Annotated in this window: 22 protein-coding genes; 10 read left to right on the top strand and 12 right to left on the bottom strand. The window is 66.0% G+C overall.

What is annotated here, in order from left to right; genetic code table 11:
- Positions 1-43: 43 nt before the first annotated feature.
- Genes AABA51_RS07185 through AABA51_RS07155 form a run of 7 tightly spaced genes read left to right on the top strand, consistent with a single transcriptional unit; the run spans position 44 to position 7,349 of the window.
- Entirely contained in the window at positions 44-1,021 is a 978-nt protein-coding gene (locus tag AABA51_RS07185; protein WP_338275927.1) for an ABC transporter permease, read from the top strand.
- Positions 1,018-2,073, top strand: coding sequence for an ABC transporter permease (locus AABA51_RS07180; protein WP_338275924.1), 1,056 nt, complete (start codon positions 1,018-1,020; stop codon positions 2,071-2,073). Before AABA51_RS07185 ends, AABA51_RS07180 begins: the two co-directional genes overlap by 4 nt.
- Positions 2,070-3,050 carry an ABC transporter ATP-binding protein gene (locus tag AABA51_RS07175; RefSeq protein WP_338275921.1) on the top strand — a complete coding sequence of 327 codons (981 nt, stop codon included), beginning with the start codon at positions 2,070-2,072 and terminating at the stop codon, positions 3,048-3,050. Before AABA51_RS07180 ends, AABA51_RS07175 begins: the two co-directional genes overlap by 4 nt.
- Positions 3,047-4,045 carry an ABC transporter ATP-binding protein gene (locus AABA51_RS07170; RefSeq protein WP_338275918.1) on the top strand — a complete coding sequence of 333 codons (999 nt, stop codon included), beginning with the start codon at positions 3,047-3,049 and terminating at the stop codon, positions 4,043-4,045. Before AABA51_RS07175 ends, AABA51_RS07170 begins: the two co-directional genes overlap by 4 nt.
- Positions 4,042-4,920 carry an N-formylglutamate amidohydrolase gene (locus AABA51_RS07165; protein WP_338275914.1) on the top strand — a complete coding sequence of 293 codons (879 nt, stop codon included), beginning with the start codon at positions 4,042-4,044 and terminating at the stop codon, positions 4,918-4,920. The genes AABA51_RS07170 and AABA51_RS07165 overlap by 4 nt, the downstream gene beginning before the upstream one ends.
- Positions 4,917-5,909, top strand: coding sequence for a succinylglutamate desuccinylase/aspartoacylase domain-containing protein (locus AABA51_RS07160; protein WP_338275911.1), 993 nt, complete (start codon positions 4,917-4,919; stop codon positions 5,907-5,909). The genes AABA51_RS07165 and AABA51_RS07160 overlap by 4 nt, the downstream gene beginning before the upstream one ends.
- Before the next feature lie 15 nt (positions 5,910-5,924).
- Positions 5,925-7,349, top strand: a complete 1,425-nt coding sequence (locus AABA51_RS07155) for a M20 family metallopeptidase (protein WP_338275910.1) — start codon at positions 5,925-5,927, stop codon at positions 7,347-7,349.
- Here the strand turns inward: AABA51_RS07155 and AABA51_RS07150 are convergent.
- Both AABA51_RS07150 and ctaA read right to left on the bottom strand, forming a co-directional pair.
- The gene (locus AABA51_RS07150; protein WP_338275909.1) at positions 7,346-8,815 is read right to left on the bottom strand and encodes a carboxypeptidase M32; all 1,470 of its coding nucleotides are present in this window, start codon (positions 8,813-8,815) and stop codon (positions 7,346-7,348) included. The two genes, AABA51_RS07155 and AABA51_RS07150, sit on opposite strands and share 4 nt — an antisense overlap.
- Complete coding sequence (gene ctaA, locus AABA51_RS07145; RefSeq protein ID WP_338275907.1) at positions 8,812-9,954, bottom strand: heme A synthase; 1,143 nt, start codon at positions 9,952-9,954, stop codon at positions 8,812-8,814. The genes AABA51_RS07150 and ctaA overlap by 4 nt, the downstream gene beginning before the upstream one ends.
- A 152-nt stretch (positions 9,955-10,106) precedes the next feature.
- Between ctaA and AABA51_RS07140 the strand changes: the two genes are divergently transcribed.
- Complete coding sequence (locus AABA51_RS07140) at positions 10,107-11,351, top strand: MFS transporter (RefSeq protein WP_338275906.1); 1,245 nt, start codon at positions 10,107-10,109, stop codon at positions 11,349-11,351.
- Between the two features lie 6 nt (positions 11,352-11,357).
- Here AABA51_RS07140 and AABA51_RS07135 read toward each other — a convergent pair whose 3' ends face one another.
- From AABA51_RS07135 to cysS, 4 genes are all read right to left on the bottom strand, one after another.
- Positions 11,358-12,128: a squalene/phytoene synthase family protein gene (locus tag AABA51_RS07135; protein ID WP_338275904.1), complete on the bottom strand. Its 771-nt coding sequence runs from the start codon at positions 12,126-12,128 to the stop codon at positions 11,358-11,360.
- Positions 12,125-12,847, bottom strand: a complete 723-nt coding sequence (locus tag AABA51_RS07130; protein WP_338275902.1) for a class I SAM-dependent methyltransferase — start codon at positions 12,845-12,847, stop codon at positions 12,125-12,127. Before AABA51_RS07130 ends, AABA51_RS07135 begins: the two co-directional genes overlap by 4 nt.
- A complete protein-coding gene (gene cimA / locus AABA51_RS07125; protein ID WP_338275901.1) occupies positions 12,844-14,463 on the bottom strand; it encodes a citramalate synthase in 1,620 nt (539 codons plus the stop codon). The genes AABA51_RS07130 and cimA overlap by 4 nt, the downstream gene beginning before the upstream one ends.
- 79 nt (positions 14,464-14,542) lie before the next feature.
- Positions 14,543-15,922 carry a cysteine--tRNA ligase gene (gene cysS / locus AABA51_RS07120; protein WP_338275899.1) on the bottom strand — a complete coding sequence of 460 codons (1,380 nt, stop codon included), beginning with the start codon at positions 15,920-15,922 and terminating at the stop codon, positions 14,543-14,545.
- A gap of 180 nt (positions 15,923-16,102) precedes the next feature.
- Between cysS and AABA51_RS07115 the strand changes: the two genes are divergently transcribed.
- Together AABA51_RS07115 and AABA51_RS07110 are read left to right on the top strand one after the other, a co-directional pair.
- Positions 16,103-16,405 carry an MmcQ/YjbR family DNA-binding protein gene (locus AABA51_RS07115; RefSeq protein WP_338275897.1) on the top strand — a complete coding sequence of 101 codons (303 nt, stop codon included), beginning with the start codon at positions 16,103-16,105 and terminating at the stop codon, positions 16,403-16,405.
- Between the two features lie 76 nt (positions 16,406-16,481).
- A complete protein-coding gene (locus AABA51_RS07110; RefSeq protein ID WP_338275896.1) occupies positions 16,482-17,651 on the top strand; it encodes a pyridoxal phosphate-dependent aminotransferase in 1,170 nt (389 codons plus the stop codon).
- Between the two features lie 3 nt (positions 17,652-17,654).
- On the opposite strand, the gene eda is transcribed toward AABA51_RS07110, so the two are convergent.
- From eda to AABA51_RS07080, 6 genes are all read right to left on the bottom strand, one after another.
- Complete coding sequence (gene eda, locus AABA51_RS07105; RefSeq protein WP_338275895.1) at positions 17,655-18,302, bottom strand: bifunctional 4-hydroxy-2-oxoglutarate aldolase/2-dehydro-3-deoxy-phosphogluconate aldolase; 648 nt, start codon at positions 18,300-18,302, stop codon at positions 17,655-17,657.
- A gap of 63 nt (positions 18,303-18,365) precedes the next feature.
- The gene (edd, locus tag AABA51_RS07100; RefSeq protein WP_338275892.1) at positions 18,366-20,171 is read right to left on the bottom strand and encodes a phosphogluconate dehydratase; all 1,806 of its coding nucleotides are present in this window, start codon (positions 20,169-20,171) and stop codon (positions 18,366-18,368) included.
- 91 nt (positions 20,172-20,262) lie between these two features.
- On the bottom strand, positions 20,263-20,454 hold the full coding sequence (locus AABA51_RS07095; protein ID WP_338275889.1) for a hypothetical protein: 192 nt from the start codon (positions 20,452-20,454) through the stop codon (positions 20,263-20,265).
- Between the two features lie 186 nt (positions 20,455-20,640).
- Positions 20,641-20,949 carry a hypothetical protein gene (locus AABA51_RS07090; protein WP_338275887.1) on the bottom strand — a complete coding sequence of 103 codons (309 nt, stop codon included), beginning with the start codon at positions 20,947-20,949 and terminating at the stop codon, positions 20,641-20,643.
- Between the two features lie 123 nt (positions 20,950-21,072).
- Positions 21,073-21,342 (bottom strand): hypothetical protein, encoded by a 270-nt coding sequence (locus AABA51_RS07085; RefSeq protein WP_338275882.1) that lies wholly within the window; start codon positions 21,340-21,342, stop codon positions 21,073-21,075.
- Positions 21,343-21,653: 311 nt separating this feature from the next.
- A complete protein-coding gene (locus tag AABA51_RS07080; RefSeq protein ID WP_338275879.1) occupies positions 21,654-22,787 on the bottom strand; it encodes an ABC transporter ATP-binding protein in 1,134 nt (377 codons plus the stop codon).
- Between the last annotated feature and the right edge of the window lie 20 nt (positions 22,788-22,807).

Here is a 22,807-nt window from a genome sequence, read left to right as displayed (position 1 = left end):
CGCGCGGCACATCCGAAACTCCTGACACCGGGACGCATCCACGATGCTCGTCTATTTGCTCCGACGCCTTGCGCAATCGGTCTTCGTGCTGATCGCCATGATGATCGTCGTGTTCTTCGGCGTCTACATGATCGGCAACCCCGTCGACATCCTCATCTCGCCCGACGCCACGCCCGCCGAGATCGAAGAGACGATGGCGCGCTTCGGCTTTGACCAGCCGGTCTATATCCAGTTCCTGAAATTCGTGGGCAACGCGCTGCAGGGCGATCTGGGGCGCAGCTTCGTGCATGGCGAACCCGCCGTTCAGCTGATCCTGTCCTACATGCCCGCCACGCTCGAACTTGCCGCGCTCGGCCTGCTCTTTTCGGTCGCCATCGGCGTGCCCTTGGGCGTTTACGCAGGCTACAAGGCCGACCGCTGGCAGGGCCGTGCCATCATGACGGGCTCCATCTTCGGCTTTTCGCTGCCCAATTTCTGGGTCGGCATGCTGTTCATCCTGATCTTCGCGGTCCAGCTGCAATGGCTGCCCTCGACCGGGCGCGGTGACACCGTCGAGGTTCTGGGCATGCGGCTGTCGATCTTTTCCTCGAACGGCCTGCAATACATGATCCTGCCCGCCCTGACGCTGGCGCTTTACAAGGCCTCGCTCGTGACGCGGCTGGCCCGCGCCGGAACGCAAGAAGCCCTGACGCAGGATTACGTCAAATTCGCCCGCGCCAAGGGCGTGTCGGAATCCCGCATCCTCTTCGTGCATGTGCTGAAGAACATCATGATCCCGATCATCACGGTTCTGGGTCTGGAACTGGGCTCCATGATCGCCTTTGCCGTGGTGACCGAAACCGTTTTCGCCTGGCCCGGCATGGGCAAGCTCTTGATCGACAGCATCACGACGCTGGATCGCCCGGTGATCGTCGCCTACCTGATGCTGACCGTCATCATCTTCATCGTCATCAATTTCACGGTCGACGTGATCTACACGCTGCTTGATCCGCGCGTGCGTGTGAAAGGGGAAGCGGCATGAGCGCGTCCACGCCCAGCCTGCCCGAAGCGGTCACGACGGACCCCAACCGTCCCTGGCGCATCGCTGCACGGGTGGCGGGCCTCGCCGTCGCAGCCGCGCTTGCGATGCTCTTGTCCGGTGTCGGCCTGCCGCCCATCGTGTCGCGCATCATCTTGCTGGTGGGTCTGGTCGTTCTGGCGGCACTGCTTTTGCGCGGCAAATACGCCAAGTTCTTTTCCGGTCCCTCCGCCTATGTGGCGACGGCGAGCCTTCTCTTGCTCGTCGTTCTGGCGATCTTCGCGACGGAACTCGCGCCGCAAAACCCCTACGACCTTCGTCAGCTCGACATCATGGATGGGCGCCAGCCCCCCGGTTCGACCAACTTCGACCGCAGCATGACCTTTCACCTCGGGACCGATGAACAGGGGCGTGATATCCTGTCGGGCATCCTTTACGGGCTTCGCGTCTCTCTCTCGGTCTCCATCGCCGCGACGCTTGCGGCCATGGCCATCGGGGTCGTGGTCGGCATCTATGCCGCCTGGGCGGGCGGGCGGATCGAGGCGATCTTGATGCGCATCGTCGATTTCCAGCTCTCCTTCCCCTCGATCCTTGTCGCGCTGATGCTGATGGCGGCCTTTGGGCGTGGTCTCGACAAGATCGTGATCGCGCTGATCATCGTGCAATGGGCCTATTACGCCCGCACCGTGCGCGGCACCGCCCTGTCGGAGGCACGCAAGGAATATATCGATGCCGCGCGCGGCCTTGGCCTGCCGTCCTGGCGCATCATCTTCGGGCATCTCCTGCCCAACTGCATCCCGCCGCTGATCGTGATCTCGACCGTGCAGGTCGCCAATACGATCGTGCTGGAAAGCTCGCTGTCCTTCCTCGGCGTCGGTGTGCCGATCACCCAGCCCTCTCTCGGGCTGCTGATCGCCAATGGCTATGGCTACATGCTGTCGGGGCAATACTGGATGAGCATGTATCCCGGCGTGGCGCTCCTGGCGATCGTGGCCTCGATCAACATGGTGGGCGACCGCCTGCGCGACACCCTGAACCCGAGGTTGACCCGATGAGCGTTCTCGATGTGCGCAACCTGCAAACGCATTTCTTCACCGATGCGGGCGTGGTCAAGGCCGTGGATGGCGTGAGTTTCTCGCTGGGCGAAGGCGAGGTGCTGGGATTGGTCGGCGAAAGCGGATCGGGAAAATCGGTCACCGGCTTTTCCATCCTGCGCCTCGTCGATCCGCCGGGCCGGGTCGTCGGCGGACAGATCGACTTCCGCGGTCAGGATCTGGCCAAGCTGTCCGAGCGCGAGATGCGATCCCTGCGCGGCAACAAGATCGCGATGATCTTTCAGGACCCGATGATGACGCTGAACCCGGTTCTCAAGATCGAGACCCAGATGGTCGAGGCCGTCCGGGCCCATGACCGCGTCAGTCCTGCCGCCGCGCGCGACCGCGCGATCAAGGCTCTGGCCAAGGTCGGCATCCCCTCGCCCGCCGAACGGCTCATGGCCTATCCGCACCAATTCTCGGGCGGGATGCGCCAGCGCGTGGCGATTGCAATCGCGCTTCTGAACGGTCCCGACCTGATCGTGGCCGATGAACCGACAACCGCGCTGGACGTGACGATCCAGAGCCAGATCCTGGCCGAGGTGCAGGAGCTAGCGCGCGAAACCGGAACCGCGCTGATCTGGATCACCCATGACCTTGCCGTGGTGGCAGGCTTGGCCGACAAGATCTCCGTGATGTATGCAGGCCGGATCGTGGAAAGCGGACCGACCGATGCCGTGCTGACCGCCCCCGGCCATCCCTATACCGAGGGGCTCTTGGGCTCGATCCCCGGCCATGGTCGGCGCGGTGAACGACTGGCGCAGATCCCCGGCATGGCCCCCAACATGGCCCGCCTGCCCCGGGGTTGCGCCTTTGCCGCGCGCTGCACGCGGACAAGCGAGCAATGCCTGCAAGCCGCGCCCGAGATCACCGAACCGGCCACCGGGCGCGCGCTGCGCTGCTACCATCCCAATCTCGTGTCGGAGGGGGCTGCATGACCGCGATGCTGGAACTGCACGGCGTCTCGCGCCGCTTCGAAAAGAAGCTCGACGGGGTCGAACGGCTGGCCCGCCGTCTTGGGGCCGATCTGCGCGAGACCTGCGTGAACGCGGTGGATGGCGCAAGCTTCACCGTGGCGCGCGGCGAGGTGGTGGGGCTTGTGGGCGAAAGCGGCTGCGGCAAGTCCACGCTGGGGCGCATGGTGGCGGGGCTCTTGCCCGTGTCGGACGGCACGATCCGGTTCGAAGGCGTCGATGTGACCGACACGAAAAGCGCGCAGGCCCGCGAGAAACGCCTGCGCATCCAGATGATCTTTCAGGATCCGATGTCCTCCCTCAACCCCCGGATGAAGGTGCAGGACATCATCGGAGAGGCTGCCGTGCATCACGGCCTGACCAGCCGCGCCGACATGCCCGCCTATGTCGCGGGCCTGATGGAAAAGGTGGGTCTCGACCCGGCCTATGCGCAGCGCTACCCGCACCAGTTTTCCGGCGGCCAGCGCCAGAGGATCGGCATCGCCCGCGCGCTCGCGGTGCAGCCCGAATTCCTGATCTGCGACGAAAGCATCGCGGCGCTGGATGTCTCGATCCAGGCGCAGGTGATCAACCTCTTCCAGGACCTGCGCCGCGATCTGGACCTGACCTATCTGTTCATCAGCCATGATCTTGGCGTCGTGGAACATATCGCCGACCGCGTCGTCGTCATGTATCTGGGCCGGATCGTGGAGGCCGCCCCGACCGAGGCGCTGTTCGACGCGCCGCGCCATCCCTATACGCAGGCGCTTCTGGATCAGGTGCCACGCCTTGGGGCCGGGCGACAGGAATTCCGCACCGTGAAGGGCGAGATCCCCTCGCCCCTGAACCCGCCGCCCGGCTGCCATTTCCACCCGCGCTGCCCCATGGCCGGCCCCCGCTGCCGCCGCGAGGTGCCGCGCACCCTGACCGACGGCGCACATGTGACCGCCTGCCACCTGCATGACGGGGGAACCGAATGACCGAAACCCTTCCCGGTGTCCTCAGCCTTCATGGCCTGTCGTCGCAACGCTTGCCGCTCGTCTTTGACAGCCCGCATTCGGGCACCGACTACCCGGAGGATTTCGGCCATATCGCCGATCCCGCCACGCTCAGGAACGCCGAGGATACCCATGTGGCCGATCTGTGGGCGGGGGCCGTCGCGGCCGGCGCAGTCTTGCTCGAGGCGCATTTCCCGCGGTCCTATGTCGATGCCAATCGCGCCCCCGACGACATGGACCCCGACCAGATCGAGGGCAGCTATCCCGCCCCCCTCAACCCCACGGTCAAAAGCACGCTCGGCATCGGCCTGTGCTGGACGCGTGTGCCGCCCGCGGGCGGGCCGATGTATGACCGCCGCCTGACCGCCGAACAGGTGGCCGCCCGCGTCGCGCGCTATCACCGCCCCTACCAGGAACGCCTGCGCGCCATCCTTGACGCGTCGCATGCGCGCTGGGGTGCTGTCTGGCACGTCAATTGCCATTCCATGCAAGAGGTCGCCTCCGCCATGTCGACGCAGGCGCGCGGCACGCCACGGCCCGATTTCGTGCTGGGCGACCGGGACGGCACGGCCTGCGAACCGGGCCTTACCGCGACGATCCGCGATTTCCTCACCGCGCGCGGCTATTCGGTCGCCGTCAACGATCCCTACAAGGGGATGGAGCTGATCCGCGCCAATGGCGATCCCGCGCAAGCCCGCCATTCGATGCAGATCGAGGTCAACCGCAAGCTCTACATGGACGAGACGACCCGCGAACCGAACGCGGGCTATGACGCGCTCAAGACCTGCTTCACCGCGCTGGCCGCGCATCTGGCCGACCATGTCGAAACCCGGCTCGAAAGGACGCCCGCAGAATGACCGAAACGCGCAAGGGCTCGGCCACCGGCCTGCCCAATCCCTTTCCCGTCGAACTGACGCCCCCCGACATCACCGCCTATGCCAAGGGCAATACCGGCATCCCCTATGTCTGGACCTTCGACAGCGGCCTGCCCGGGCCCCATGTGGCGATCACTGCCATCGTCCATGGCAACGAACCCTGCGGTGCGCTGACGCTCGATTGGTTGATGAAACGCGACACGCGCCCCCTGCGCGGCAAGCTGTCCTTGGCCTTCATGAATGTCGCGGCGCACGAGGCTTTCGACCCGGATGTCCCCGATGCCTCGCGCTGGATCGACGAGGATTTCAACCGCCTCTGGTCCGCCGAAACCCTCGACGATCCCGACCGCAAGCTGACCGAGGAACTGCGCCGCGCGCGCGAGGTGCGGCCGTGGCTCGACACGGTCGATCTGCTGCTCGACATCCATTCCATGCAGAACCGCAACGCGCCGCTCACCATCGCGGGTCTGCGGCCCAAGGGCCGGGAATTGGCCCGCGACGTGGGCTACCCCGATCTTGTCATCAACGACCACGGCCATGCCGAAGGGATGCGGATGCGCGATTACGGCGGGTTCTCGGACCCGGCCTCGGGCAAGAACGCCATGCTGGTCGAATGCGGCCAGCATTGGGAAGCCGCCGCCGAAGGTGTCGCGATGGAAACCGCCATCCGCTTCCTGCGGACAACAGGCGTTGTCGCCCCCGATTTCGCCGCCGACTGGATGGCCAGCCGTCCCGCGCCCGAACCGATGCAATTCTTCCAGGTCTCGCGCGCGGTGACGATCGAAACCGATGATTTCCGTTTCGCCGAGAACTGGACCGGGCTGGAGCGCCTGCCCCAAGGCACGCTGATCGGCTATGATGGCCCGACCGAGGTGCGTGCGCCCCATCCGGTGACCGTGCTCATCATGCCCTCGCGCAGGCTTTGGCGCGGCAAGACCGCCGTGCGATTGGCCGAACCCGTCGCAGGCTGAGACAAAAGGAATATCATGCAAAATACCTCCGCCATCCCGGGCCTTGTCGCGCGCCACCAGGACGATCTGACGGGCCTTGCCGACCGCGTCTGGGGCATGCCCGAGACGCTTTACGGGGAATTCCGGTCCTCGGCCGAACATGCCGCGATGCTGCGCGCCAAGGGGTTTCGCGTGACCGAAGGGGTGGCGGGCATCCCCACCGCCGTCACGGGCGAGGCAGGCACGGGCGGGCCGCTGATCGCGATCCTGGGCGAATACGATGCGCTGCCCGGCTTGAGCCAGGTCGCAGGGATCGACCGCCCCGAGGAGCTGGAGGCCGGCGGGCCGGGCCATGGCTGCGGCCACAATCTCCTGGGGTCGGCCGCCATGCTGGCCGCCTGCGCGGTCAAGGATTGGCTGGAGGCCACCGGCACCCCCGGCCGCGTGCGCTACTACGGCTGCCCGGCGGAGGAAGGGGGGGCTGCCAAGACCTTCATGGTGCGCGACGGGGCCTTCGACGATGTGGATGCCGCCGTCACATGGCATCCGGGCGGCATGACGCGGGTCGATGACCCCCTGTCGCTCGCCAATACACGGATGGATTTCCATTTTTCGGGCCGTGCCGCCCATGCCGCAGCGCAACCGCATCTGGGGCGGTCCGCGCTCGACGCGGTCGAACTCATGTCGGTCGGCGTCAACTACCTGCGCGAGCACATGGTGCAGGATGCGCGCATCCATTACGCCTATCTCGACGCAGGCGGAAAGGCCCCGAATGTCGTGCAGGCGCGCGCCAGCGTGCGCTATTCCATCCGCGCGCTCGATCTGCACGAGATGCTGGCGCTGGTCGAACGGGTGAAAAAGGTGGCCCAAGGAGCCGCGCTGATGACCGAAACTTCCGTTGAATTCCAGATGTTCGCCGCCGTCTCGAACCATTTCGAGAACCTGACGATGGACAAGGTCATGCAGCAGGCGCTCGATGAGCTGGGCGGCGTGCCCTTCGATGACCTCGACCGCGCCTATGCCGCGAAGATCCGCGCGACGCTGTCCCCCTCCGACATTGCCGCCGAATGGTCGGTGGTGAACCAGGCGCCGTCGGATGCCGTGCTGTGCGATTGGGTCGTGCCGATGCGCCCGAACGGCAAGGTGCTGATCGGTTCGACCGATGTGGGCGATGTGACGTGGAAAGTGCCGACGACCGAGGTTCTGGTCGCCACCGCGGCCATCGGCACGCCGCTCCACAGCTGGCAGATGACGGCGCAGGGCAAATCGGGCGCGGCGCACAAGGGGATGATCCATGCCGCCAAGGCGATGGGACGGGTCGCCGAAATCCTGATCAGCGATCCGGCGCGGCTGGCCGAGGCCAAGGAAGAACATGCCCAAAGACTGGCGCTGACGCCCTATACCTGCCCCATGCCGTCCGACCACAAGCCGCCGCTCGTGCCCCGGCCGGATGCCGCCTAAACCTTGTAAAGGCTGAGGAATTTCGCCTCGAGGTAATCGAGAAGCGGCCCCTCGCCGACGGGGCCGCCGATGGCATGCTCGATCGTCTGGCGCGGCGGGCGCAGGCCGCCATGTGTCTGCACGCGCGTCTTCAGCCAAAGAAGCGCGCCAGACAGATCGCCGCGCGAAAGGTCATCGTCGAGCGCGGGCAGATCGGCGCGCAGCGCCGCATGCAGGCAACCCGCATAGACATTGCCGAGGCTATAGGTCGGGAAATATCCGAACAGCCCCACGGGCCAATGCACATCTTGCAACATCCCGTGCGAGGGGCGGTCCACCGCAACCCCGAAATCCGACAGGAAACGGTCGTTCCAAGCCGCCTCCAGGTCGCCCAAGGCCAAATCGCCCCGCATCAGCGCGCGTTCCAGATCGAAGCGCAGCATGATGTGCAGATTGTAATGCACCTCGTCCGCCTCGGTCCGGATATAGCCCGATGCCACCCGGTTCACGGCGCGGGCGAAATCGTCGGGGCCCGCGACGGAGAGCGGGCCGAAACGGTCCACCATCCGTCCGTAAAGCCAATGACAAAAGGCGGACGAGCGCGCGAGCTGGTTCTCGTAGATCCGGCTCTGGCTTTCGTGCACGCCCATGGACACGCCCTGCCCCAGAACCGTAAGCCCATGGGATTGATCGATATTCTGCTCGTAGCCCGCGTGGCCTACCTCGTGGATCGTGGAATAGAGCGCGCCGAGCGGATCGGTTTCATCCACCCGCGTGGTGATGCGCACATCGTTGAAGGAGCCGGATGAAAAGGGATGGACCGCCTCGTCGATCCGCCCGCGCGCAAGGTCATAGCCAAAGGCCTGGGCGATCTCGGCCGACAGGGCCAGTTGCGCCGCTTTCGGGAAATGCCCGGTCAGTTCGGGCGCCGGCGGGGCTGCCATGACCCTCTCGCGCAAGGCCACGATACGGGGGCGCATCGCCTTGAAAAGAGACGCGATTTCGTCGCCGGTCAGGTCGGGTTCATAGCCGTCGAGAAGCGCGTCATAGGCATCGCCGCCATCGGCCAGCGCCGCCCCTTCCTCTTGCCTAAGCGCCACGACCTTACCCAGAACCGGCAGGAAACCGGCCAGATCCTCGGTCTTGCGCGCCTCGGCCCATTTGCCTTGAGCGACGGAGGTGACGCGCGCGATCTCGGCGGCGAGGCGGGCCGGAACCTTGCGCGTGCGGTCGTAACTGCGCGAAATCAAACGCAATTGTGCGTGCTCGGCCTCGGTTTCGGCTTGCGCCTTGGCCAGCCAATCGCCGAGCTTGGGGTCGGTGCGGCGGGCATGCAGCACGCTTTCGAGGGCGGCCATTTCATCGCCGCGCTGATCAGCGGCCCCGCGCGGCATCATGGTTTCCTGGTCCCAGCCAAGTCGCCCCATGACCTGCGCCAGCGCCTCCGTCTCGCGCTGGAAGGCCAAGAGCTCGGCAAGTGCGCTCATGATTTCAACGCCTTGACCGATTGCGGCAGCGGATAGATCGACAGGAAGCGCGCCCGCAGAACAAGCGTCAGGACCGCGACCGCGCCCAGCTGGTGCCAGATCGCGATATACCAGGGCGAGGAATGCATGACCGTGACGATGCCCAGAACGATCTGGCCGAAGATCGCGACGAGCACCCAGTCGAAGGCCCGGCGGGTCGCCACGCGCGCATTGCGGCGGGCGGCAAACCACGCGCCGATTGCTAACAAAAGGATAACATAACCGACCATTCTGTGAATGAATTGTACCGTGCCGTCATTCTCGAAAAGGTTTCGGAAACCAAGTTCCGAGACCCAGAAATTCGGCGGCAGAAAGCCCCCGGCCATCAGCGGCCAGTCGATGTAATTGCGCCCCGCATCGATGCCCGCCACCAGCGCGCCGATCAGGATCTGGACGAAGGAGAGATGCAAGAGACCCGTCGCCATCCCCTTGAGCTTGCGGTCGCCATCGCGGCGGGCCTGCATCAGGAGCGCCTCTTCGCGGCCGAGTTTCATCAGGTACCAGGCGATGAGCCCGAGGATGAGGAAGGCAAGGCCCAGATGCGTGGCCAGCCTGTAGGAGGCGACATCGAGCATCCCTTCTTGCAGGCCGGAATGGACCATCCACCAGCCGATGGCCCCTTGGGTGCCACCGAGCACGCCCAGAAGGAACAGACGACCGGTCCAGCCGGGCGGGATGTTGCGGGTGAGCAAGAGGCCGAAAAAGCCAAGTGCCCAGACAAGGCCGATGACCCGGCCAAGCTGGCGGTGACCCCATTCCCACCAGTAGATCACCTTGAATTCGGCCATGCTCATGCCGCGGTTCTGCAACTGGTATTCGGGGATCTGGCGGTAGGCGTCGAATTCGGCCTGCCATTCCTCCGCCGACAGGGGCGGGATTGCGCCCGAAAGCGGGGCCCATTCCGTGATCGACAGGCCGGAATCGGTCAGACGCGTCAGCCCGCCCACGGCGATCATGGTCACGACGAGCGAGAAGAGCATGATCAGCCAGATCCGCACGCGGCGGCGGGCCTTGGCGTGGTCGCGCGTCACGCCGCCGGGTGTGGCGGCGGGTTTCTGCGTCTCGGTGACCTCCTCGAAGATGCTGCGCGACTTGGCCATGAGCGGTCCCTCCTGTTTCGGGCCAAAGACCTATCGCGCCCTGCCCCCCCCTTCAAGCGACCGCGTCATCCTGCCCCGAGGCGGAAATCGCCGCACCCTGCGCGGCATCGGCGCTGCTGGACGGCACGGGGAATTCCGGCTACCGCAATGGCATGACGGATAGATCAGCGCCCATCGCCCCGACCCCTGCCCCGCATGACGATGCCCGTGCCCGGCGCAATGTCGCGGTGCTGGTCATGGCGCAGGCCATTCTGGGCAGCCAGATGCCGCTGATCTTTACCGTGGGCGGGCTTGCCGGGCTGATGATCGCGCCCGCGCCTGCGCTGGCCACGATCCCGATATCGCTGATCGTGTTCGGCTCGATGACCACGGCGCCATGGCTGTCGGCGCTGATGCAGCGGTACGGGCGGCGCGCAGGGTTTCTGGCCGGATCGCTTGGGGGCGCCATCGGGGCCGCGACGGCGGGCTATGGGCTGTGGATCGACAGTTTCGCGCTGTTTCTTTTCGGCTCCTACCTGACCGGAATCTACATGTCGGCGCAGGGCTTTTACCGCTTTGCCGCTGCCGATACGGCAAGCCCCGCGTTCCGGCCCAAGGCGATTTCCTATGTGATGGCCGGTGGCCTGATGTCGGCCTTGATCGGGCCGCAGCTGGTCAAGCTGACGGTGGATGCGACGGTGGTGCCCTTTGTCGGGGCCTATATGGCGGTCGTGGTGCTGAACCTTGGCGGTTCGATCCTGTTTGCCTTTCTCGATGTCCCGAAACCCGCGCCGCCCGCGCCGGGGGCTGCGACGGGGCGGACGCGGATGGAATTGCTGCGCGATCCCAGGATCGCGGTCGCGGTCATCTGCGGGATGGTGTCCTACGCGCTGATGAACCTCTTGATGACCTCGACCCCCTTGGCGGTCGTGGGCTGCGGCTTCACCACCGGCAATGCCGCCGACATCGTGTCGGCCCATGTGATCGCGATGTTCGCGCCCTCGTTCTTCACCGGGCACCTGATCGCGCGCTTTGGCGCGATGCGGATCGTGGCCATAGGCCTTGTGCTGCTGGCGCTGGCGGGTGGTGTCGCCTTGAGCGGGGTGGAGCTGACGCAATTCTTCGTCGCGCTCGTTTTGTTGGGCGTGGGCTGGAATTTCGGCTTCATCGGGGCCACCGCGATGCTGACGCAGGCCCATACGCCCGAGGAACGGGGCCGCGTTCAGGGGTTGAACGATTTCCTCGTCTTTGGCTGCGTCACCTTTGCCTCGCTGTCGTCGGGATTGATGATGAGCTTTGGCGATGACGTGCAGCAGGGCTGGACGGCAGTGAACCTTGCCATGCTGCCCTTCCTGATCCTGGCAGGTGCGGCGCTGATCTGGCTGGCGCTGCGCCCCAAGGATGCGCTGGCGGCCTGATCGCCCCTACCAGCGCCCGGTCGCGGCAAGCCGCGCAAGGCGCAGGCTGTCGCGCAGACCCGCCCCCGGCAATTGCCCGGATGCGACGAGGCGCGGATCGGCGAGCGCGGCCTTGAGCGTGGGTTCGGCCCGCCATCCGGCATAGAGCGCAGGCAGGGCGTGGCGTGCCACCATGGCCCGTCCGGCGCGGGCCCGGGCAAGGCGCGCAAGACCCTCTTGGGCAAGGGCGCGCAGGGCATCGGGCGTGCCCTCGACCAACGGCACGCGGCCTGCGGCCTCGAGCGCGGGGATGGCGCGCAGGAAAGCGGCAAGGCCATAGGCCCACGCGGCGTCTTGCAGGATCGGTTCGGCCCCTGCCCCCGCGCCGAGCGCGCGGGCGGCGACGGTCACAAGGGGCGCGGATGTGTCGGCGATATAGGCGTCGAAGGCCGCGCGGTCCTCGAACGGGTCCTTGTGGATGTCCCAGCGGCGGGCGGCGACCAGCGCATCGAGCGGGCCGATCAGATCGGCGGGGATGGCCGCGGCCAAGGGTTGGGCCACCTCATGCGCGCGGGTCGTTTTGCCGGCGGCGATTTCCTCCACCACGTCGCGCCAGAATTGCAGGCGCATTTCGGCGATGAGCGGCTCGTCGGTGACCCAAGGGGCGCGGCTCACCTCGATGTTGAAGGCGTAGAGCGGGAACAGGATCTGCCGCGCGGCCAAGGGGGAAGCCATGGCCGCGCGGAAGCGGTCGGGATCGCCGCGCGCGACAAGCTCTGCGCAGGCCTGAAGGCTCATGCCGGGCGCACCAGCGACAGGAGATAGCCGGTTTCGGCGCGATGGGCGCGCCAGAGCGCGACTTCCGCCTCGGCCTGATCCAGAACGGCGGCAAGCGCCGCATCCGCGCCGGGGCGCAATTTGGCGATGCGCGCCTCCATCGGGCGGAAATAGCTTTCCCAGCCGATATCGCCGATGGCCCGCGTGGCGAGCGTTTCATACCCCGCCGCCGTGGCCTGTGCCGCGATGCCGGCCGCATCGGTGAGACGCGCGTAGCCCTCCCAAAAGGCGATGGCGCCGTCGGTGGGGGTATCGGTGAAGAGACAGGGTTCGGAAAAGGCGATGACGCCGCCGGGGGCAAGGCGCGGGGCCCATGCCGTGAGGGCGGCCTCGATCCCGAGGAAATAGACCGCGCCCGCGCACCAGATGAAATCGAAGGGGCCGCTTGGTTCGGTCATGTCGCCTGTCATCAGCGTGACGCGCGGGTCCGCCCCCCAGCGGGCGCGCGCCGCCTCGATGAACGGAGCGTGGAGGTCGATGGCGGTCACATGGCCCGTGGGGGCCGCGCGCAACAGCGCCCCGATATCGCCGCCGGGACCGGAGGCCGCATCGAGGATGCGCGCATCGGGGCGCAGGCCCGCCGTCTCGGCGGCCCAGGCCACATCGGCGGTTTCCCCCGGCCCCTCGCGCGGCAGGTCGGCATGGAGGGTGAAAAAGGCGTCATCCGGCCGATCGCTCATGTCGCGGGTGCCCCGTCACGGACCAGTTTCCACATCACGGCATCGATCAGCGCCTCGAAGCTCGCATCGACGATATTGGCCGAGACGCCCACGGTCGACCAGCGCCGCCCGGTGCCATCCTCGCTGTCGATGATGACGCGGGTCACGGCCTCGGTCCCGCCTTGGGTGATGCGGACCTTGAAATCGACAAGGCGGATGTCGTCGATATAGCGCTGATAGGGGCCGAGATCCTTGGCCAAGGCCTTGGCCAGCGCGTTGACGGGGCCGCGATCGGTGCCCGCCTCGTCCATGGATTCGGAGACCGAGAGCATCTTGTCCTCGCCGATCTTCACCACCACCACCGCTTCGGAGAGGCTGACCATGCGGTCATACTTGTTCTTGCGGCGTTCGACGGTGACCTTGTAGCGCTTGACCTCGAAGAACCGGGGCATGTCGCCAAGCGCCCGGCGGGCAAGCAGTTCGAAGCTCGCCTGCGCGGTGTCGTAGGAATAGCCCTGATCCTCGCGGGCCTTGATCTCTTCGAGGATGGCGGGAAGGGCCGGATGGTCACGCGGCACGTCGAGGCCCATGTCGGAGAGCCGCTGGCGCAGGTTCGACTGCCCCGCCTGGTTCGACATCGGGATGATGCGCGCATTGCCCACCATCGCGGGGTCGATGTGTTCGTAGGTGGCGGGGTTCTTGACGATGGCCGAGGCATGCAGCCCCGCCTTGTGCGCAAAGGCCGAGGCGCCGACGTAGGGAGCCTGCCGCATGGGCACACGGTTCAGGATGTCGTCGAGCATCCGGCTGATCCGGGTCAGCCCGCGCAAGCCGTCGCGGGTGATGCCCGTCTCGAAGCGGCTGGCATAGGGTTCTTTCAGAAGAAGCGTGGGGATGAGCGTGGTCAGGTTCGCATTGCCACAGCGCTCGCCCAGACCGTTGAGCGTGCCCTGGATCTGGCGCGCACCCGCCATGATTGCGGCAAGGGCCCCCGCGACGGCGGTTTCGGTGTCGTTATGGGTGTGGATGCCGAGCCGGTCGCCGGGGATGCCCGCCGCGATCACCTCGGCCGTGATGCGGCCGATATCGTCAGGCAGCGTGCCGCCATTGGTGTCGCAGAGCACGATCCAGCGCGCGCCCGCGTCGCGCGCGGCCCGCAGGCAGGCGAGCGCGTAATCGGGATTGGCCTTGTAGCCGTCGAACAGGTGCTCGGCGTCGAAGAGCGCCTCGCGCCCCTGGGCCACGCAATGCGAGATGGAGGCGCGGATGTTGTCGAGGTTTTCGTCGAGCGTGATGCCGAGCGCCTCGGTGACGTGGAAATCATGGGTCTTGCCGACAAGGCAGACGGCGGGGGTATTGGCATTCAGCACGGCGGCCAGAACATCGTCGTTTTCGGCGGACCGGCCCGCGCGCTTGGTCATGCCGAAGGCAGTCATCGTGGCGCGGGTTTCGGGCGCGGCGTCGAAAAAGGCGCTGTCGGTCGGGTTCGCGCCGGGCCAGCCGCCTTCGATATGGTCGAGGCCGAGCGCGTCGAGGGCCTGCGCGATGCGGATCTTTTCAGGGGTCGAGAATTGCACGCCCTGGGTTTGTTGGCCGTCGCGGAGGGTGGTGTCGTAGAGATAGAGGCGGTCAGGCATGGTGGACCCTCTGAATTTTCGTACGAAAATTCAGGTTTTGCGGATTTTCGTACGAAAATCCGGGATGAGTGACGGACATCTAGAGGCCCTCCAGCTTGGCGGGGTCGAAGCCGGGTCCGGGGATCAGCTCGACCCCCTCCTTGGACATGCGCACCTCGACCCCTGCGGCGGTGAGGGCGGATTTGAGGGCATCGACTTCGGTGAAGTCCTTGGTTTGCTTGGCCAAGGCGCGCGCCTCTTCGAACCTTTGCCGGTGGGGCACAAGATCGGCGGCATCGATTCTTGCCACCGACCAATCGCCCATGCCGTCTTCCAACAGACCAAGAAGCAGCGCGGAGGCTTTCAGACGCGCCGGGTCCTGCACAAGGCTGTGCAAGACCGCAATAGCACCCGCCGTGTTGAGATCATCGGCGATCGCCTCCAGCACGCCATCCGCCGGGGCCGCCGCTGCCTCGACCCCCGAGACGATATCACGCCACTTGCGCAGCACCTTTTCCGCCTCCTCCCGCTTCTTCTCCGTCCAATCCATCGGCTTGGAATAATGCGTCGAGAGGAAGACAAAGCGGATCACCTCGCCCGGCACGCCTTGGTCCAGCAGATCGCGCACGGTGAAGAAATTGCCCAGGGACTTGGACATCTTCTTGCCCTCGACAAGCAGCATCTCGTTGTGGAGCCAGATCTGCGCCATCTGCTCGGTATGATTGGCGCAGCAGCTTTGGGCGATCTCGTTCTCGTGGTGGGGAAACAGCAGATCGTTGCCGCCGCCGTGGATGTCGAAGGTTTCGCCAAGCAAAGCCTTGGACATGGCCGAGCATTCGATGTGCCAGCCGGGGCGGCCCCGGCCCCATGGGCTGTCCCATCCCGGCAGATCGCCCGAGGAGGGTTTCCACAGGACGAAATCCATCGGGTCTTCCTTGAAGGGGGCGACCTCGACCCGCGCGCCCGCGATCATGTCATCGACCGACCGGCCCGAGAGCGCGCCATAGGCCGCGAAGGAGCGCACGCGGAAGAGCACGTGCCCCTCGGCCGGATAGGCATGGCCATCCGCGATCAGCCCTTCGATCATCGCGATCATCTCGGCGATGTAGCCTGTCGCGCGGGGTTCGTGATCGGGCGGAAGGCAGCCAAGCGCGGCCATGTCGTCGCGATACCAGCCGATGGTTTCCTCGGTGATCTCGCCGATGGAGCGGCCCGTTTCGGCGGCGCGGGCGTTGATCTTGTCATCCACGTCGGTGAAATTGCGCACGTAGACGGGCGGGGCCCAGCCGTTCCCCGGCGAGACATGGCGCAAGAGCCGGTAGAGCACATCGAACATGATCGAGGGGCGCGCATTGCCCAGATGGGCGCGGTCATAGACCGTGGGGCCGCACAGATACATCCGCACGCCTTGGGCCGGATCGAGCGGGCGCAGCGTCTCGACCGAACGGCTACGGGAATTGCGCAGGCGGATCTCGACCATGGAACGGGCCTTTCAGCGGACAGGAAACCGGCGCAAGCCGCCTATCAGGTTGCGGGCGCGTTGAAAACCGGCAGTTGAGCGGTCCCGCGCGGTCGTCGCAAAGCCCCTTTGACTCTTGGCCCACAAAAAGTTGTATATGCAACCATGCGCCATGAATTCGTCGATCGGCACTGCAGGGCGATGCCCAGAACCGAAAGGGTCACGCCCTTCGGTCCCGATACGGTTGTCTGGAAGATCAACGGCCATATGTTCGCCGCTTATACCGAAACCGGCGCGGGCCTGTCGGTGCGCACCACGGACCTGCCGCGCGCGCTGGCGGTGATAAGGCGGAGCCGCCCCGCCTCGGCCCCGTTCCTGACCGGTGGGGGATGGGTGCTGTTGCCCTGGGAAACCCCGCCCGAGGAATTGCGGCTGAGGCTCATCGAAAGCTACAACCTTGTGCGGCGCGACTGGCCGCTAGATACCGGCCCGGCGGAGGATTAGGGGCAAGCCCGCCTTGCGCCCGTCCGCGCCCCATGCGCATCTCGGGGCAGACAGGACCCAAGCCGGAGATTGCGCCATGCCCCGCCCCTCGACCCGTATCGCCACCCTGACCGGAGAGGGCGACGATGGTTGGGGTATCTTCTACAAGGCGCGCGCGATGAAGGCCGCGGGCCGCGAGGTGCTGGAACTGACCATCGGCGAGCATGACATCGGCACCGCCCCCGATATCCTGACCGAGATGCACCGCGCGGCCATGGCGGGCCACACCGGCTATGCCGCCGTGCCGGGCATCGCCCCCTTGCGCGACGCGGTGGCGGGGCGGTTGAGCGCGCAGCATGGCGTCACCTATGGGCGGGAGAATATCCTGATCGTACCGGGTGCGCAGGCGGGGCTGTTCGCGGCCCATCACGCGGCCTGCGACGAGGGGGACCCTGCGCTGTTGATCGATCCGCATTACACGACCTATCCCGGCACGATCCGGGCGGTGGGCGCGCGCCCCGTGCCGGTGGCCGCCCGAAGCGAGGACGGGTTCCAGCCCGATCTGGCGGCCATCGAAAGGGCCGCCCCCGGCGCGCGGTCGATCCTGATCAACAGCCCCAACAATCCCACCGGCGCCGTCTACAGCGAAGCGAGCCTGATGGGCATTGCCCGGATCGCGGAGGCGCAGGATCTTTGGGTCATCTCGGACGAAGTCTATGACACGCAGGTCTGGACCGGGCGGCATATCCCCTTTGCCGGGCTGCCGGGGATGGCGGCGCGCACGCTGACGGTGGGGTCCTTGTCGAAAAGCCATGCGATGACGGGATCGCGGCTGGGCTGGGTGGCGGGCCCCGAGGCGGTGATCGCGCGGTTGATCACGCTGGCCACCCACACGACCTATGGCGTGCCGGGCTATATCCAGGAGGCGGGGCTTTACGCGCTGCGGCAGGGCGCGGCGCGGGAAGCGGAGATCGCGGCCCCCTTTCGCCGTCGCCGCGACGGGTTGGCCGCACGGCTTTCGGGGCAGAATGTCTTGCGGATGATCCCGTCCGAGGGCGCGATGTATACGATGCTCGACATCCGGGCGACCGGGTTGTCGGGGGAGGGATTTGCCGAACGACTGCTCGAGGAGACGGGCGTTGCCGTCATGCCCGGCGAAAGCTTCGGTAAGGCCGCGGCGGGGCATCTGAGGATCGCGTTGACCCTGCCCGATCCGCTGTTCGAGGAGGCCATCGACAGGCTTGTGGGTTTCGCGCTCGGCCTCTGAGGATCAGGCGCGCGGCCCAAGCTGTGCGGCCTGCCGCGCCAGCGTCTCGATCGCGGCCCAGTCGCCCGCCTCCATCGCGGATTTGGGCGCCACCCAGGAGCCGCCCGCGCAGATCACGTTGGGCAGCGACAGATAGGCGGGCGCATTTTCCGGCGTGACCCCGCCCGTGGGGCAGAAGGAGACCTGCGAGATCGGCCCGCCGATGGATTTGAGCGCAGGCGCGCCGCCTGCCGCCTCGGCGGGGAAGAATTTGAGCATGTCATAGCCCTGTTCGAAAAGCGCCATGACCTCGGAGGCGGTGGCAGCCCCCGGCAGAAGCGGCAACCCCTCTTCCGCGCAGGCCGCGATCAGGCGCGGCGTGGCACCCGGCGACACGCCGAAGCGCGCCCCCGCCCGTTTGGCCGCCTGCACGTCTTCGGGGGTCAGAAGCGTTCCGGCCCCCACCACGCCGCCCGGAACCGCGGCCATCACCCGGATCGCCTCGAGCGCGCAGGGGGTGCGCAGCGTCACCTCGAGCGCGGGAAGGCCGCCTGCGATGAGCGCCCTGGCGAGCGGTTCTGCATGGGCCAGATCCTCGATCACGAGGACGGGGATGATCGGGGCCAGGGCCGCGATGTCACGCGTGGCGGCGGATTGGGCCTTGGGGGTCATGGTTCGTGCCTCTTGCGCGGTCATGTCTGCATATTTGGGGAAAGATGAAGGGGAGAGGCCCGCCTAGACCACGACGCCCGCGCCTTCGCTCGCGGGGCCTGCGGTCTGGCGGAATATCTCGAACAATTCGCGGCCGACGCCATGGGCATTGGCCGAAAGGTCGGGGGTGGCGGGGGGGCGGTCGGCCACGCCCCCGGTCAGCACCTCGAGCTTTCCATGGGTGGCATCGACGCGGATCAGGTCGCCGTCGCGCAGTTTGCCGATCAGCCCGCCGTCGAGCGCTTCGGGGGCGACATGGATGGCGGAGGGGACCTTGCCGCTCGCCCCCGACATGCGGCCATCGGTGACGAGCGCGACCTTGTGGCCGCGATCTTGCAGGACGGCGAGAATGGGGGTGAGGGCGTGAAGCTCGGGCATGCCGTTGGCCTTTGGCCCCTGGAAGCGGACGACGACGACGACGTCGCGGTCGAGCTGCCCGCTCTGGAAGGCCTTTTTCACATCGGCCTGGTCTTCGAAGATGGCGGCGGGCGCTTCGATCACATGGCGGTCCGGGGCGACGGCGGAGACTTTCATCACGCCGCGACCGAGATTGCCCTCGAGGGCCACGAGGCCGCCCTGCGGTTGGAACGGGTCGCGCGCGGGGCGCAGGATGCGGTCGTTGAGGCTGTCGCGGGGACCATCGGTCCAGGTGAGCCTGCCGTCCCTGAGCCTGGGTTCCTGCGCGTAGAGCGACAGGCCCTGCCCCGCCACGGTCCTGGTGTCGGGATGGAGAAGCCCCGCATCGAGCAGATCGCCGATCATGTAGGCCAGCCCGCCTGCCGCGTGGAAATGGTTCACATCCGCGAGCCCGTTGGGATAGACGCGCGCCATGAGGGGCGTGGCGGCCGAGATATCCGCGAAATCGGCCGGATCGAGGATCACGCCCGCCGCCCGCGCCATGGCGACAAGGTGGATCACGAGATTGGTGGACCCGCCCGTGGCCATCAGCCCCACGATCCCGTTCACGAAGGCTTTCTCGTCGAGGATGTCGCAGACGGGCGTATAGGCATTGCCAAGCGCCGTGATCGCGGCGGCCCGTTCGGTCGCGGCCTCGGTCAGCGCATCGCGCAATGGGGTGCCGGGGTTCACGAAGCTCGCCCCGGGCAGGTGGAGGCCCATGAATTCCATCAGCATCTGGTTGGAATTGGCCGTGCCGTAGAAGGTGCAGGTGCCGGGGCCATGGTAGCTGGCCATTTCGGCTTCCATCAGCGCCTCGCGCCCGACCTCGCCGGCGGCGAATTGCTGGCGAACCTTGGCCTTTTCGTCATTGGGCAGGCCGGAGGTCATGGGGCCTGCGGGCACGAAGATGCCCGGCAGATAGCCGAAGGTGGCCGCCGCGATGATCAGCCCCGGGACGATCTTGTCGCAGACGCCGAGATACATGGCCGCGTCAAACGTGTTGTGGGAGAGCGCCACACCGGTGGCGAGCGCGATCACGTCGCGCGAGAAAAGCGACAGCTCCATCCCTACCTGCCCTTGGGTCACGCCATCGCACATGGCGGGCACTCCGCCTGCGACCTGGGCCGTGGCGCCGGCGCGGCGGGCGGCTTCCTTGATGCGGTCGGGGTAATCCTTGAAGGGCTGATGGGCCGAGAGCATGTCGTTATAGGCGGTGACGATCCCGATATTGGGCGCGCGGGCGGCCACCAGCGCATCCTTGTCGCCCGCCATCGCGGCATAGGCATGGGCCTGGTTGCCGCAGGTCAGATGCGCGCGGCGCGGCCCGTCCTGCGCGAGGCGGCGCATCCGGTCGAGATAGGTGCTGCGCGGCCCCGCCGAGCGCGCGATGATGCGATCCGTGACGGCGGCGATGCGGTCATCAAGCACCATGGGCCCAGTTCCCCCTGTTCGAGTCGGGGGCGGTGTAGCATGTTAGCGCTAACAAGGCCAGAGGCCGGTCGAAAGGTGGGGTATGGCGTGCTCACTCCCCGCATTCGAACTGCAGGTTGGTGGCCGTCGGCACGGAAATGAGCCGCGCGGTCGCGGCACCCCGGGCCGCGCAAACTTCGCGTGTTCTGAATTCGGCCACTTCGGCGAAACCGGGTGGCGGCACCGAACCATGGGATGCATAGGCGATCTGTCCGTCCTGCATCGTGATCGTTTCGGCATTCATGGGTGCCGCGGATTGCGTTGCCCGCCAATCAGGCAAGAGAAAACCGCAATTGGCCAACGACATGACCAATGCACATGCGAGGGCGGGTCTGGCCGAGATGGCTGATAACCTGCTTGGCACGCGCAATACCCCTCACTTTACTATCGAGCGTATCAGGGCGCAGACGCGCCCATCACGCCGCTGGCCCTATCGGCTGGCGCAGGCGACCTCTCGCAAGACGATCCGCGCCTCCCGCACCAGCGTGCGGCGTTCTTCGTAGACGGCTGGCGTTTCCCGCAATTCCACGATGCCATTGGCCCGCCTGAAATAATATTGCACGGCAGGCGTCACCAGGATTTCCTCGACATCATATTGCGCGGGAACGTGAAGCTCCCGGTAGCAGGCGATGCGGCGGTCGGTTTCGCGCGCGTGAACCGTAACCTCCTGCGGTCCGTTCGCCTGTGCCATCCATGGCGTCACCATGACGATCCCGATCGCGGCGATTAGCCCCTTCATATCACACCTCGATACACCAGTTCGACGGGCCGAGCCTGCACTGTCGAATGGGTCTCAATTTGGTGAGAAATCGGCCATTTCTTGTCGGAAGGGGAATTGCCCCCCTTCCGACGGGTGATCGCCTTACCGGCAGGCGGCGGGACGGTTCACGTAACGCTCGGGCCGTGTCTCATGCCGCACTTCGACATAGACGGCCGGATAGTGAACACGCACGGCCTGACCATTGCGGTGTTCCCATTCCGTGCGGGCCGGGCGCACAAGCTCTTCTCGCACGGAATATTGTGCCGGAACGAGAATGGTATCGTAGCAGGCGACAACCTCGCCTTCCCAAGCCTGGGCGGAGGATGTGGCAGCGACGATGGCGAAGGCGGCGACAAGAGATTTTTTGTACATACTGTTCCCCCAAATAAATTTACGTGGGGTAAGCGTAGCAGCCAAATGTCGGCGGCAAAGAAAAATCCATCCGGCGTTGTGAAATTTTCTTTATGTAATTCAATTATTTGGGAAAGGCGCGCGTAAAAAATTCGTGACGCTGTTTCCAATGCTTGAACAATCGCGTTAAGGGCGCTGATTGTCGCCAATTTCTCTACGCAGAGCGATTCGCCTTACGGCCAGAATGCGGCGCTTTCAGGGCGATGACGTGAAATATGCTGAGCGGCCCGCGTAGCGGCGATACTCTGCCTCGCAGGCCCCATGACGCCGCGTCAATGCGGCTGCACGCCGGGCAGGAACACCGTTTCGTCGCGGTGCAGGAGCGAGATGCCGTCCTTGAACACATGCACCTTTTCGGGCTTCGCGGTCAGGCGCACCGATTTGCCGCGCAATCCGGGGTGGATGCCTGCGAGCTTGCCGATCACGGGGTCATGGTCGGGGGCGGATTTCTGGAAATAGAGCAGCGTGACCTCGCCCAAGGCTTCGGTGATCTCGACCTTGCCCTCGTAGGCGAAGGTGTCGCCATCGGTCGCCGCCATATCCTCGGGGCGGATTCCGACCTGCACGGCGGCGCCCATGTCGCTGTCGCGGGAGGGGTAATGCGAGGTGATCCGCCCTGCCCCGTCCGCCAGTTCCAGTGTCGTCACCTCGCCCGTGCCGACGATCTTGCCGCCCAGCAGGTTCATCGCCGGGCTGCCGATGAATTGCGCGACGAAGGTGGAATTGGGCCGTTCGTAAAGTTCCAGCGGCGTGCCGACCTGCGCGATGCCGCCACCGGCCAGAACCACGATACGGGTGGCGAGCGTCATCGCCTCCACCTGGTCGTGGGTGACGTAGATCATGGTGCTGTCGGGCATCTGTTCCTTGAGCTGGGCGATCTCGATCCTTGTGGCGACGCGCAGCGCGGCATCGAGGTTCGAGAGCGGTTCGTCGAAAAGATAGACCTTGGGGTCGCGCACGATGGAACGCCCGATGGCCACCCGCTGCCGCTGCCCCCCCGAGAGCGCCTTGGGCAGGCGGTCGAGGAAATTGGTCAGCTGCAGCTTTTCGGCCGCCGCGCGCACCTTTCGGTCGATGGTGGCGGCGTCGACCTTGGCGATGCGGAGTGAAAACGCCATGTTTTCATAGACCGTCATATGCGGGTAGAGCGCGTAGGACTGGAACACCATGGCGATGCCGCGCTGGCTGGGGGGCACGTCATTGACCACCTGCCCGTCGATTTCCAGCGTCCCGCCCGAGATCTTTTCCAGCCCCGCGATCATCCGCAGCAGCGTGGATTTCCCGCAGCCCGAGGGGCCGACGAAGACGATCAGCTCGCCCGTCTCGATGTCGAGATTGATGTCGCTCAGCACCCTGACGGTGCCGCCATAGACCTTTTCGACATCGGTCAGCTTCAGTTCGGCCATTGTCCCCGTCTCCTCCCTCG

The organism is Roseicyclus marinus, from assembly GCF_036322625.1.
GTDB classification, from domain to species: Bacteria; Pseudomonadota; Alphaproteobacteria; order Rhodobacterales; family Rhodobacteraceae; genus Roseicyclus; species Roseicyclus marinus_A.
The sequence above is the reverse complement of the archived record's forward strand: the minus strand, read 5'-3'. Positions and strand labels throughout refer to the sequence as shown.

What these genes read in the sequence shown, in the direction of transcription:
- AABA51_RS07165 (WP_338275914.1), top strand. Translation starts at nt 4,042, where the DNA reads ATGACCGAAACCCTTCCCGGTGTCCTCAGCCTTCATGGCCTGTCGTCG.
- AABA51_RS07170 (WP_338275918.1), top strand. Translation starts at nt 3,047, where the DNA reads ATGACCGCGATGCTGGAACTGCACGGCGTCTCGCGCCGCTTCGAAAAG.
- AABA51_RS07135 (WP_338275904.1), bottom strand. Translation starts at nt 12,128, where the DNA reads ATGAGCCTTCAGGCCTGCGCAGAGCTTGTCGCGCGCGGCGATCCCGAC.
- AABA51_RS07185 (WP_338275927.1), top strand. Translation starts at nt 44, where the DNA reads ATGCTCGTCTATTTGCTCCGACGCCTTGCGCAATCGGTCTTCGTGCTG.
- AABA51_RS07080 (WP_338275879.1), bottom strand. Translation starts at nt 22,787, where the DNA reads ATGGCCGAACTGAAGCTGACCGATGTCGAAAAGGTCTATGGCGGCACC.
- AABA51_RS07150 (WP_338275909.1), bottom strand. Translation starts at nt 8,815, where the DNA reads ATGAGCGCACTTGCCGAGCTCTTGGCCTTCCAGCGCGAGACGGAGGCG.
- AABA51_RS07110 (WP_338275896.1), top strand. Translation starts at nt 16,482, where the DNA reads ATGCCCCGCCCCTCGACCCGTATCGCCACCCTGACCGGAGAGGGCGAC.
- AABA51_RS07090 (WP_338275887.1), bottom strand. Translation starts at nt 20,949, where the DNA reads ATGAAGGGGCTAATCGCCGCGATCGGGATCGTCATGGTGACGCCATGG.
- cimA (WP_338275901.1), bottom strand. Translation starts at nt 14,463, where the DNA reads ATGCCTGACCGCCTCTATCTCTACGACACCACCCTCCGCGACGGCCAA.
- AABA51_RS07175 (WP_338275921.1), top strand. Translation starts at nt 2,070, where the DNA reads ATGAGCGTTCTCGATGTGCGCAACCTGCAAACGCATTTCTTCACCGAT.
- edd (WP_338275892.1), bottom strand. Translation starts at nt 20,171, where the DNA reads ATGGTGCTTGATGACCGCATCGCCGCCGTCACGGATCGCATCATCGCG.
- AABA51_RS07180 (WP_338275924.1), top strand. Translation starts at nt 1,018, where the DNA reads ATGAGCGCGTCCACGCCCAGCCTGCCCGAAGCGGTCACGACGGACCCC.
- AABA51_RS07085 (WP_338275882.1), bottom strand. Translation starts at nt 21,342, where the DNA reads ATGTACAAAAAATCTCTTGTCGCCGCCTTCGCCATCGTCGCTGCCACA.
- AABA51_RS07160 (WP_338275911.1), top strand. Translation starts at nt 4,917, where the DNA reads ATGACCGAAACGCGCAAGGGCTCGGCCACCGGCCTGCCCAATCCCTTT.
- AABA51_RS07155 (WP_338275910.1), top strand. Translation starts at nt 5,925, where the DNA reads ATGCAAAATACCTCCGCCATCCCGGGCCTTGTCGCGCGCCACCAGGAC.
- cysS (WP_338275899.1), bottom strand. Translation starts at nt 15,922, where the DNA reads ATGGTCGAGATCCGCCTGCGCAATTCCCGTAGCCGTTCGGTCGAGACG.
- ctaA (WP_338275907.1), bottom strand. Translation starts at nt 9,954, where the DNA reads ATGGCCAAGTCGCGCAGCATCTTCGAGGAGGTCACCGAGACGCAGAAA.
- AABA51_RS07095 (WP_338275889.1), bottom strand. Translation starts at nt 20,454, where the DNA reads ATGAATGCCGAAACGATCACGATGCAGGACGGACAGATCGCCTATGCA.
- AABA51_RS07115 (WP_338275897.1), top strand. Translation starts at nt 16,103, where the DNA reads ATGCCCAGAACCGAAAGGGTCACGCCCTTCGGTCCCGATACGGTTGTC.
- AABA51_RS07130 (WP_338275902.1), bottom strand. Translation starts at nt 12,847, where the DNA reads ATGAGCGATCGGCCGGATGACGCCTTTTTCACCCTCCATGCCGACCTG.
- eda (WP_338275895.1), bottom strand. Translation starts at nt 18,302, where the DNA reads ATGACCCCCAAGGCCCAATCCGCCGCCACGCGTGACATCGCGGCCCTG.
- AABA51_RS07140 (WP_338275906.1), top strand. Translation starts at nt 10,107, where the DNA reads ATGACGGATAGATCAGCGCCCATCGCCCCGACCCCTGCCCCGCATGAC.